At 63.7% G+C, this 10,389-nt stretch carries 8 protein-coding genes; 2 read left to right on the forward strand and 6 right to left on the reverse strand.

What is annotated here, in order from left to right:
- Nucleotides 1–151: 151 nt before the first annotated feature.
- A complete protein-coding gene (locus ACVOL0_RS05325) occupies nucleotides 152–1,600 on the reverse strand; it encodes an amidohydrolase family protein (RefSeq protein WP_481548202.1) in 1,449 nt (482 codons plus the stop codon).
- 159 nt (nucleotides 1,601–1,759) lie between these two features.
- Here ACVOL0_RS05325 and ACVOL0_RS05330 point away from each other — a divergent pair, with 159 nt between their 5' ends.
- The gene (locus ACVOL0_RS05330) at nucleotides 1,760–2,644 is read left to right on the forward strand and encodes a LysR substrate-binding domain-containing protein (RefSeq protein ID WP_481548203.1); all 885 of its coding nucleotides are present in this window, start codon (nucleotides 1,760–1,762) and stop codon (nucleotides 2,642–2,644) included.
- 39 nt (nucleotides 2,645–2,683) lie between these two features.
- Here ACVOL0_RS05330 and ACVOL0_RS05335 read toward each other — a convergent pair whose 3' ends face one another.
- From ACVOL0_RS05335 to ACVOL0_RS05355, 5 genes are all read right to left on the reverse strand, one after another.
- Nucleotides 2,684–3,367, reverse strand: a complete 684-nt coding sequence (locus ACVOL0_RS05335; RefSeq protein WP_481548204.1) for a hypothetical protein — start codon at nucleotides 3,365–3,367, stop codon at nucleotides 2,684–2,686.
- 72 nt (nucleotides 3,368–3,439) lie between these two features.
- Entirely contained in the window at nucleotides 3,440–6,310 is a 2,871-nt protein-coding gene (gene metH / locus ACVOL0_RS05340) for a methionine synthase (RefSeq protein WP_481548205.1), read from the reverse strand.
- Nucleotides 6,310–6,912: a short chain dehydrogenase gene (locus tag ACVOL0_RS05345; protein WP_481548206.1), complete on the reverse strand. Its 603-nt coding sequence runs from the start codon at nucleotides 6,910–6,912 to the stop codon at nucleotides 6,310–6,312. The genes metH and ACVOL0_RS05345 overlap by 1 nt, the downstream gene beginning before the upstream one ends.
- A gap of 10 nt (nucleotides 6,913–6,922) precedes the next feature.
- Nucleotides 6,923–8,002, reverse strand: a complete 1,080-nt coding sequence (locus ACVOL0_RS05350) for a homocysteine S-methyltransferase family protein (RefSeq protein ID WP_481548207.1) — start codon at nucleotides 8,000–8,002, stop codon at nucleotides 6,923–6,925.
- 24 nt (nucleotides 8,003–8,026) lie between these two features.
- Nucleotides 8,027–8,956 carry an ArsR/SmtB family transcription factor gene (locus tag ACVOL0_RS05355; protein ID WP_481548208.1) on the reverse strand — a complete coding sequence of 310 codons (930 nt, stop codon included), beginning with the start codon at nucleotides 8,954–8,956 and terminating at the stop codon, nucleotides 8,027–8,029.
- Nucleotides 8,957–9,083: 127 nt separating this feature from the next.
- On the opposite strand from ACVOL0_RS05355, the gene ACVOL0_RS05360 reads away from it, so the two are divergent.
- Nucleotides 9,084–10,232 (forward strand): acyl-CoA dehydrogenase family protein, encoded by a 1,149-nt coding sequence (locus ACVOL0_RS05360; RefSeq protein WP_481548209.1) that lies wholly within the window; start codon nucleotides 9,084–9,086, stop codon nucleotides 10,230–10,232.
- Nucleotides 10,233–10,389: the final 157 nt, after the last annotated feature.

The following is a 10,389-nucleotide window of genomic DNA, read 5'->3' on the forward strand; positions in this document are numbered from 1 at the left end:
GCCTGTGCGATCTGATGGTGTTCCCGCTTCGCGGCTTACGCCGCTCCCAAAAATTGCAGGTTTGCGTGTGGTCAATGTGGCCCGGGCTGCGCTGGCCCGGGCCATGGTCGTGCCCGGCGCCCTAAATCGGCAGGCGCTGGAAAAGCAGATATCAGGGCTTGGCCTGCGCGTTCCATTGGCTGACCTGCGCCTTGGCATCGCTCAGCATGGCATCGAGTGCGGCGCGGTCATAGACCTTGCCGCGCATCACCACGGTGTTGATTGCACGCGTGGCCGTGATGTCCTGCAAGGGGTTGAGGTCGAGCAGAACCAGGTCCGCAGCCTTGCCTTCGGCGACCGCGCCGTAGCGGTCCAGCTTGCCGAACCAGGCAGGGCCAGCGCGGGTCGCCGACTGCAGCGCCTGCACGGGGGTAAGCCCTTCGCGCACATACAGGGCAAGCTCGTTGTGCAGACCGATTCCAGGGAAGTTGTAGGAGTTCAGAAAGCCTGCGTCTGTACCGGCCATGATGTGCACACCGGCTTCCTGCAGCATCGGCAGAACTGCGGCGACCTGTGCGTAGTGGGCGTGGCGTGCTTCGATCTGTGCCGGTGTGGCCTTGGCGGCGCGTTCGACGCGCCACTTGTAGGTATCGCGCAGCCCCGGGCCGATGTAGGCCAGGTAGGGGTCGTTGTCGCGCGGCTGGACATCAAGGAAGTCGACGATGCGGCCGCCATCCAGGGTAGGGGTCACCGCAACGCCCAGTTCGGCGAAACGACGATAGGCGGCCATCGCCGTGGCGCGGTCGAAGCCGGCGTGCAGTCGGCGGTTGGCTTCGGCCCGGTCGATTCTGCCGGCGGCGAAATCGGCGGCGATTGCAGCCTCGTCCTTGACCCCGGCCTTGAAGGCGTAGTCGAGGTGCTCGATCGAGCTCATGCCGGCCTCGATGGCCTGACCCACGGTCAACGCCATCGGCACATGGCCGGAACTGCGCAGGCCGCGCGCCTTGGCCTGGCTGACGGCATACAGGAACAGCTCCGGCTTGAGGGTGCTGTCGGTGATCTTCACGAAGTCGACCTGGTCGCGCTGCTCGCGATCCAGCGCGGCGTCCACGCCGGCTTTGTCGCCTGCTTCAATCGTGCCTTTCCAGACCGGTGCCAGGCCTTCGATCTTGGCACCGGAGGTGAACAACTGCGGCCCGAACAACTGGCCATTGGCAATCTGCCCGCGCCACGACAACACCTGTTCGGCCAGGTCACCGGAGGCGTCACGCACCGTGGTGATGCCATGGGCCACATACAGTGGCAGCAACGCCTTGTTCTCTTCGATGAGTGCCGGGCCACCGCCAAAGTGCACGTGCATGTCCCACAGGCCGGGTATCAAATAACGGCCGCGGCCATCGACGGCAGTGGTCGCACGCCATTGCGTGCCGACGTGGGCATCGTCACCGACGGCGACGATGCTGCCGTCACGGATGGCGACGGTCTGGTCGGGTATCGCGCGACCATGTTCGACATCGATCACGGTTGCATTGCGGATGAGCACATCGGCCTGCGGCGCCGCGGCGATCGCGGGGGAGGTGACTGCGGCGGCGGACAGCAGCAGGTACAGCGTGGTCTTCATGGCGTATTCCAGTGGTAAGCGATGGCCTTCGAGCGGGTCCAGGTCAGCGTCGCTGCACGGCACCAGCGAGAGGGCTGCACGCGAGCTGTCGGATCTGGTGTTTACCCGAGGCTGCGGCCGATGCTACAAGTGCGCCGAGCTATCGTGAAATTAAATGTCATGGTTGAGTCCAGTTCAAAAACAAATAGGGCCTACTTCGAGCTGGATCTGCTGCGGGCGCTGGTGATGGTGGCCGATTGCGGCAGTTTCACTGCCGCCGCCGCACGCCTGCATTCCACCCAGTCCACCATCAGTCAGAAAGTGCGTCGGCTGGAGGACCTTGCCGGGCATCGGCTGCTGGATCGTGGGGTACGCGATGTGCGGCCGACCGACATCGGTGAGACCGTGCTGGGTTATGCCCGGCGCATGTTGTCGCTCAACGAGCAGTTGGCAGAAGCCTTGTCGGGTGATGGCGCGGCTGTGGTGATCAGGTTGGGCGTGCCGGAGGATTTCGCGGCAGGGCGCACCACGCCGGTACTGGCAGAATTCACCAGAACCCATCCGCGGGTGAAGCTGGAGGTCAGCAGTGGTTTGAGCCGGGCCTTGGCCGAGGGCTACGACCGCGGCGAGCTCGACCTGATCCTGGTCAAGCAACGTCGTGGCAGCCGTGAGGGGGTGGCCTGTTGGCCGGAACCCATGTGCTGGGTGGACAGTGCCAGCAGTCCGTCGTTCGGGACCGAACCGGTGCAGCTGGTGGCCTTTCCGCCGCGTGGCATGTACCGCGAAGACATGATCGACGCGGTTGAAGGCCTGGGTCGGCGTTGGCGTATCAGTTTCACCAGCTCCAGTCTTGGTGGCATTCAATCGGCGGTTGCCGATGGTTTGGGCATCAGCTTGTTGCCGGCGCGCGCGATGACAGCCGGGCATGTGGTGCTGGGGATTGAGACTGGCTTGCCGCGGATCGACAGCGTCGAGTTGGCAGTGCTGCATCGTCCTTCAGCGGATCCGGAAGCCAAGGCGCTGGCTGCGTTGCTGATCCAGATGCTGGAGCAGGAAATGGGCTGAGTGGGGCGCTGGCAGGGCACCGGCACGTCGCCAACGTCGTTAGAACAAGTCTTCGACCGGCGTATCCAGCAGCTCTTTGGCGCCATGGGTGAAGCGACGCAGGCTGGAAATGCCCAGGTCGCGGATCAGCGAATGGGTGGTGTGTGGCAGGGCGGCGTCGTAGATGTCCTGCGGTGCCACGTTCTTGCCGTGCACGCCTGGCAGCAGGTCGATGCCGGCGGCGGCATAGCAGTGCTGCACCATCGCCGAGCAGTACAGTGCACCTTCCTTGGACAGCAAGTTGCTGCGTCTACGCAGGCGGGTACTGTGCATCGCGAACAAGGTGCCGACCAGTTCGCTCAGCGAGTAACTGGACAGGCCTGAGAGCAGGTCCAAGGCCGCAACCTGCACCTTGTGGGTTTGTGCTGCATCCAGACCGAAATCGAGGATGGCCAGATTCGGGAAGGCTTCGTCGTCGAAATAGCGATCGGCGCGGTTCTCCTGCGCACCCAGTCGCAGCTGGCGATTGCGCAGGTCCAGATCCGATTCCAATACCCACCAGTGGCCGTCCAGCCGTTGCTCGCTGAACAGGAACGCATGCGACCACAGGCTGCGATGGCCGTCCTGGGTCAGTGGCGCCTGCGCCTTGCGGATGGCCTTGCCGACCCAGTCATCGGTGCCGCATAGGCCGATGCGGCCGGGCGCGGCGTGCTTGCGGATCAGCTCTGCATTGCGGCTTTGCATGGGGTCTGGGCTTGGAAGGCTGCGGGCAGGATAGGCGCTGGCGGCGAGCTTGTCGCCGCCAGCAGTTGCGGATCATTCCGGATCGTAGTCGAGATTGGAGGCCAACCAGCGTTCCACCTGCGCCCGCTCCACGCCCTTGCGCTTGGCATAGTCGACCACCTGCTCGCGCGCTACCCGGCCAACCACAAAGTATTGGCTCTGCGGGTGGCTGAAGTAATAGCCAGACACTGCTGCGGTGGGCAGCATGGCGAAGCTCTCGGTCAGCGACATGCCGATACCTTCTGCGTCCAGCAGCTGGAAGATGGTCTGCTTTTCACTGTGCTCGGGGCAGGCCGGGTAACCCGGGGCAGGGCGGATGCCGCTGTATTTCTCGGCGATCAAGGCCTCGTTGTCGAGCTGCTCGTCCTTGGCATAGCCCCAGAACTCGGTGCGTACACGCTGGTGCAGGCGCTCGGCCATGGCTTCAGCCAAGCGATCGGCAAGGGCCTTGAGCAGGATGGCGTTGTAGTCATCGTGGTCGGCTTCGAAGCGGGCAACGTGTTCATCGATGCCGATGCCGGCGGTGACCGCGAAGGCGCCTATCCAGTCCTGCTTGCCACTGTCTGCGGGTGCGATGAAATCGGCCAGGCAGAAGTCCGGGCGCTCGGCCGGCTTGTCGACCTGCTGGCGGAGGAAGTGGAGGGTGCGTTGCTCAAGCCCCTCTCCCTCCGGGGTGAGAGGAGCAGCTGGCGAACCATTGGTTCGTTGCTCCTCGAACGCCCTTGCGCCAGCGCAAGGGCCGGGGCGCGGAGTGGGGGTTGGGTTGAGGGTGCGTGGAGTCAGAGATGTTTGGCATGCCGCACCCTCATCCGCCCTTCGGGCACCTTCTCCCGACGGGAGAAGGGCTATCTGCACATCGTCGCCATCACTATTCGCCGGCCAGATCCCAAACACAGCCCGCGCTGTCAACCACTTCTCATCAACGATGCGCTTGAGCATGGCCTGCGCATCGGCAAACAGATCACTGGCCTGCGTACCCACGATCTCATCGGTCAGAATCGCCGGGTACTTGCCAGCCAGCTCCCAGGCCTGGAAGAACGGCGTCCAGTCGATCACCGGCAGCAGGTCTTCCAGCGGATAGTTGTCGAATACATGCACGCCCGGCTGGTTCGGGGTGGGCGGGGTGTACTGGCTCCAGTCGCAGGTAAAGCGCTGGCCGCGTGCGTGCTCCAGGGATACCAGACGCTTGGCGTCACCTCGGTTGCGATGGCGCTGGCGGATGTCGGCGTAGTCGGCGTCGTTTGCGGCGATGAAGCTGTCGCGTAGCTCCCGCGAGATCAGCGACTGGGCCACGCCGACCGCGCGCGAAGCGTCCTTCACCCACACCGTTGGCGCGCTGTAGTACGGGTCGATCTTCAAGGCGGTGTGTGCGCGTGAAGTGGTGGCACCGCCGATCATCAGCGGCATCTCGAAGCCCTGCCGCTGCATCTCCTTGGCGACGTGGCTCATTTCTTCCAGTGATGGCGTGATCAGGCCGGACAGACCGATGATGTCGGCGTTCTCCGCGCGGGCAGCATCCAGAATTTTCTGTGTTGGCACCATCACGCCAAGATCCACCACCTCGAAGTTGTTGCAGGCAAACACCACGCCGACGATGTTCTTGCCGATGTCGTGCACGTCACCCTTGACGGTGGCCATGATGATCTTGCCGTTGGATTTGCCAACGTCGCCAGTGCGTGCCTTCTCCTCTTCGATGAAGGGCAGCAGATAGGCCACGGCCTTCTTCATAACGCGCGCAGACTTCACCACCTGCGGCAGGAACATCTTGCCAGCACCGAACAGGTCGCCGACCACGTTCATACCGTCCATCAGCGGGCCTTCGATCACGTCCAGCGGGCGATTGGACTGCTGACGGGCTTCTTCGGTGTCTTCCTCCACCCAGGCATCCAGGCCGTGGACCAGCGCGTGCGCAAGGCGATCGCGGACCGGGCGCTCGCGCCAGGCCAGGTCTTCGACCTTCTTCTCGCCTTTCTTGCCCTTGTAGCGTTCGGCGATTTCCAGCAGGCGCTCGGTGCCGTCGCGGCGGCGGTTGAGGATCACGTCCTCCACGCGCTCGCGCAGCTCCGGGTCGAGCTGGTCGTAGATCGGCATCGCACCGGCATTGACGATGCCCATGTCCATGCCAGCCTTGATCGCGTGGTACAGGAACACCGAGTGGATCGCCTGCCGCACCGTTTCATTGCCACGGAACGAGAACGACACGTTCGAGACGCCGCCGGATACATGACAATGCGGCAGCGTGCGCTTGATGATGCGGGTCGCTTCGATGAAGTCCACCGCGTAGTTGTCGTGTTCCTCGATGCCAGTGGCCACGGCAAAGATATTCGGATCGAAGATGATGTCTTCCGGCGGGAAGCCAACCTGCTCGGTCAGGATCCGATAGGCGCGGGTACAGATCTCGACTTTGCGCTCGCAGGTATCGGCCTGGCCGACCTCATCGAACGCCATCACCACCGCAGCGGCGCCGTAGCGGCGTACCAGCCGGGCGTGTTCGATGAACAGTTCTTCGCCTTCCTTGAGCGAGATCGAGTTGACCACGCTCTTGCCCTGCAGGCATTTCAGGCCGGCCTCGATCACGCTCCACTTGGACGAATCGACCATCACCGGAATGCGGGCGATATCGGGCTCGGACATGATCAGGTTGAGGAAGCGCGCCATCGCCTTTTCGGAATCGATCAGGCCCTCGTCCATGTTGACGTCGAGGATCTGCGCGCCGCTGGCCACCTGCTGACGGGCGACGTCAACGGCTTCCTCGTAGCGTTCTTCCTTGACCAGCTTGCGGAACTGCGCGCTGCCGGTGACATTGGTGCGCTCGCCAACGTTGATGAACAGCAGGTCAGGAGTGATGACCAGCGGTTCAAGACCGGATAGACGGGTGTAGTGGGTTGCGGTGTCGTTGCTCATTACCAGACCTTGAAAACCTGTCCATTGGCGATGCCATCGATGCTGCGCTGGTAGGCCAGTGCGGCGCGGGCAGCGGTGACCGGTTCAAAGCCGGGGAAGAAGTCGCCGTAGGCATCCAGCGCTTCGCTCAGCACGCTTGGGCTTACTGCGTTGATGCGCAGGCCGCGCGTTAGTTCGAGTGCCGCGGCACGCACGAAACCTTCGATGGCGGCATTGACGCTGGTGGCACTGGCGCCTTGGGCGATCGGCTGCTCGGTGAGGATGCCGGTGGTCAAGGTGATGCTGCCGCCATCGCGCAGATGGTGCTGGCCGAGCAAGGCCAGACGCACCTGGCCCAGCAGCTTGTCCTGCAGTCCTTGCGCGAACTGCGCCGGGCTCATTTCCGTCAAAGGCCCGAAGTGGACGCTGCCGGTGGTTGCGACGATGGCATCGAGCGGACCGACCGCCTGCAGCAGCGCAGTCACGCTGTCATCGCTGCGCAGATCAACGCTGTGCAGTGGGTCCGAACGCGAGGCCGTGATGACTTGATGGTGCTGCCGCAGATGCTGCGCAACCGCCGAGCCCAGGGTGCCACTGGCACCGACCAGCAGGATCTTCTTCATCGTGTGGTCCTCAGGCAGCTTTGGCAGAAGCCAGCGGCAGCGCGCGCGGCGGCAAGCCGGCAACGGCTTCGGCAATGGCGCGGATGTGATCGGGCGAGGTGCCGCAGCAGCCGCCGACCAGATTGAGCAGACCCGATTGGGCGAACTCTTTCAGGGTCCTGGCCATCTCCTCGGGGGTTTCATCGTACTCACCAAAGGCGTTGGGCAGGCCAGCGTTCGGGTGGGCACTGACATAGCCGCTGGATACCTGCGACAGCGTTTCAACATGCGGACGCATATCGGTGGCGCCCAGTGCGCAGTTGAAGCCGATCGACAATGGCTGGCTGTGCGAAACCGACGCATGGAAGGCTTCGGCGGTCTGCCCGGACAAGGTGCGGCCGGAGGCATCGGTGATCGTGCCGGAGATCATGATCGGCAGGCGCCCGCCACGCGCATCGAATACCTCTTCGATGGCAAACAGCGCGGCCTTGGCGTTGAGTGTGTCGAAGATGGTTTCCACCATCAGGGTGTCGGCGCCACCGTCGATCAGACCATCGATGGCTTCGCGGTAGGTGGCGCGGAGCTCGTCGAAGCTGGTGTTGCGGAAGCCGGGATCGTTGACGTCAGGGCTGATCGAGGCGGTGCGGCTGGTCGGTCCAAGCACGCCGATCACGAAGCGCGGCTTGTCCGGCGTGGTTGCTTCCACCGCGTCACAGCACTGGCGCGCCACCTGCGCGCCGGCCTTGTTCAACTCGTAGACCAGATGTTCAAGGTGGTAATCGGCCTGGCTGACCGAGGTGGCGTTGAAGGTATTGGTTTCCAGCAGGTCCGCACCGGCTTCGAGATAGGCGGTGTGGATGCCGGCAATCACTTCCGGCTTGCTCAGCAGCAGCAGGTCGTTGTTGCCCTTGAGGTCATGCTCGCAGCCCGCGCCGTGCACGTGTTCACTGTCGAAGCCACCAGCGAAACGCATACCGCGATAATCGCCTTCTTCCAGACGATGGCGCTGGATCATCGTGCCCATGGCACCGTCGATGATCAGGATGCGCTGTTCAAGCGCACGGAGCAGCTTGGCGACGCGTTCGGGATGGAGCCAGGGCAGGGCGTGCATGGGGCAATCAACCAGGTAGGTGTATCAGGGGCGATGGGCGATCAGCGAGATCACTTCGAAATGCGGCGGGCGCTTTTCACGGGTCACGGTCTCCAGGCTGGAGACTTCAAGCCCGGCTTTTTCGACGAATTTGCGCAGTTCCTTGCCGGTGAAACCGAGATTGACGTGGCCATAGGCCTGGACGGCGGCCTTGTGCTCGTGGCGGGCCAGGCTGCACAGCATCAGCCGGCCTTGCGGACGCAACACGCGGGCGCATTCTGCAACGGCCTTGGCTGGCTGGCTGGCGTAGGTGAGGGCGTGCATCATCACCACCAGATCGAAGCTGCCATCGGCGAATGGCAGCTTGTGCATGTCGCCTTCCAGCACTTCCACATTGGGCAGCTTGCGCAGGCGCTCGCTGGCGGCAGCCACCACGCGTGCACTGGTATCGATGCAGACGTAGCGCTGTGCGTGCGGGGCCAGCAGTTCGGCCAGCACGCCGTCGCCGGAAGCGATGTCGAGCACGTCACCGGTTTCCAGCAGCGGCAGGGCGCTGCGCGCCATCGCTTCCCAGGTACGGCCGGGCGAGTAATGGCGTTCCATGTCACCGGCGACGCTGTCAGCCCAGTTCTGGTCGGCGGCACGCATGGCCAGCACGGCAGGCACCCGCTCGGCGTCCTGGCGCAGCAGCGGGTCGTCGCTGCCGCTGCTCAAGGCATGCCACAATGCGCGCTGTGCCGGGTCCAGTGCAGCCTCGTCAAAGCGGTAATACGCCGAGACGCCAGCGCGGCGATCGCGCACCAGGCCGGCTTCCTTGAGCCGGGCCAGATGGGTAGACACGCGCGGTTGTGCCAGCGTGGTGATGGCCGACAACTCGGCCACGGTCAATTCTTCCTGTTCCAGCAATGTCAGCAGACGCACGCGCGTCGCATCGGCGAACACTTTCAGACGGGTTGACCAGTCTTCCAGATCCATAAATATCTACCTATCGCGATATAGAGATATTTTCCTTGTGTTGCCAGTTTCGGTCAAGGTGATGCGTAGGCTGAATGGGGTTGCGATGGTTACAATCGCAACTTGATCAAACCCTGGGAGGGGTGTTGTGGATTTCAGTTATTCCGACGAGCAGTTGATGCTGCAGGACGTCGCGCGCCGTATCGCCAAAGAGAAGATCGCCCCCAGTGCCGAGCATTTCGATGCCACGGGCGAATACCCGTTGGAAAACATCCGCTTGCTGGGCGAGAACGGCTTGATGGGCATTGAAGTGCCGGTCGAGTACGGCGGCTCCGGCATGGACCCGATTTCCAGCGTGCTGGCCATCATCGAAGTGTCCGCTGCCGACGCGGCGCATGCCACCATCATGTCGGTCAACAATTCGCTGTTCTGCAACGCCGTGTTGGGTTATGGCACCGAGGCACAGAAACAGACCTATGTGCGTGCGATTGCCGAGGGCCGCGAGATTGGCGCGTTCGCGCTGACCGAATCGCAGTCCGGCTCCGATGCGACCGCCATGCGCTGCCGCGCGGTCAAGCAGGCTGATGGTTCGTTCGTGATCAATGGCCAGAAGAGTTGGATCACCTCCGGCCCGGTCGCGCGCTACATCGTGCTGTTCGCGATGACCGAGCCGGAAAAGGGCTCGCGCGGCATCACCGCCTTCATGATCGACACGCAGAAGCCGGGCTTCGGCCGCGGCAAGACCGAGCCCAAGCTGGGTGTGCGCGCGTCGGCTACCTGCGAGATCGAGTTCCAGGACTACGTTGCCGCAGCGGAAGATGTGATCGGCAAGGAAGGCGAGGGCTTCAAGATCGCGATGAGCCTGCTGGATTCGGGCCGCATCGGTATCGCCTCGCAGGCGGTTGGTATTGCCCGGGCTGCCTATGAGGCATCGCTGGAATACGTGCGTGAGCGCAAGTCGTTCGGCGCGCCGATCGGCAGCTTCCAGATGATCCAGGCCAAGATCGCCGACATGAAGTGCAAGCTGGATGCAGCGATGTTGCTGACCTTGCGTGCAGCCTGGACCAAAGCCCAGGGCAAGCGTTTCTCCACCGAAGCGGCGGTGGCCAAGCTGACCGCGTCGGAAGCAGCGATGTGGATCGCGCACCAGGCGGTGCAGATCCACGGCGGCATGGGCTATTCCAAGGAAATGCCGCTGGAGCGTTACTTCCGTGATGCCAAGATCACCGAGATCTATGAAGGCACCTCGGAGATCCAGCGTCTGGTGATTGCGCGCAACGAGACAGGCGTGCGCTGATCATCCGTTAATGCCGGGCAATGCCCTCATGTAGTGGGGGGGGGGGGGGGGGGGGGGGGGGGGGGGGGGGGGGGGGGGGGGGGGGGGGGCGGGGGGGGGGGGGCCGCGCCCAAAAACAACCACCCACCAGCCCGCGGGGGGGGGGGGGGGGGGGGGG

This window comes from Stenotrophomonas sp. STEN021 (genome assembly GCF_056760175.1).

Coding starts and splice junctions, on each gene's coding strand:
- ACVOL0_RS05355 (WP_481548208.1), bottom strand. CDS start 8,956: ATGGATCTGGAAGACTGGTCAACCCGTCTGAAAGTGTTCGCCGATGCG.
- metH (WP_481548205.1), bottom strand. CDS start 6,310: ATGAGCAACGACACCGCAACCCACTACACCCGTCTATCCGGTCTTGAA.
- ACVOL0_RS05325 (WP_481548202.1), bottom strand. CDS start 1,600: ATGAAGACCACGCTGTACCTGCTGCTGTCCGCCGCCGCAGTCACCTCC.
- ACVOL0_RS05350 (WP_481548207.1), bottom strand. CDS start 8,002: ATGCACGCCCTGCCCTGGCTCCATCCCGAACGCGTCGCCAAGCTGCTC.
- ACVOL0_RS05345 (WP_481548206.1), bottom strand. CDS start 6,912: ATGAAGAAGATCCTGCTGGTCGGTGCCAGTGGCACCCTGGGCTCGGCG.
- ACVOL0_RS05335 (WP_481548204.1), bottom strand. CDS start 3,367: ATGCAAAGCCGCAATGCAGAGCTGATCCGCAAGCACGCCGCGCCCGGC.
- ACVOL0_RS05330 (WP_481548203.1), top strand. CDS start 1,760: ATGGTTGAGTCCAGTTCAAAAACAAATAGGGCCTACTTCGAGCTGGAT.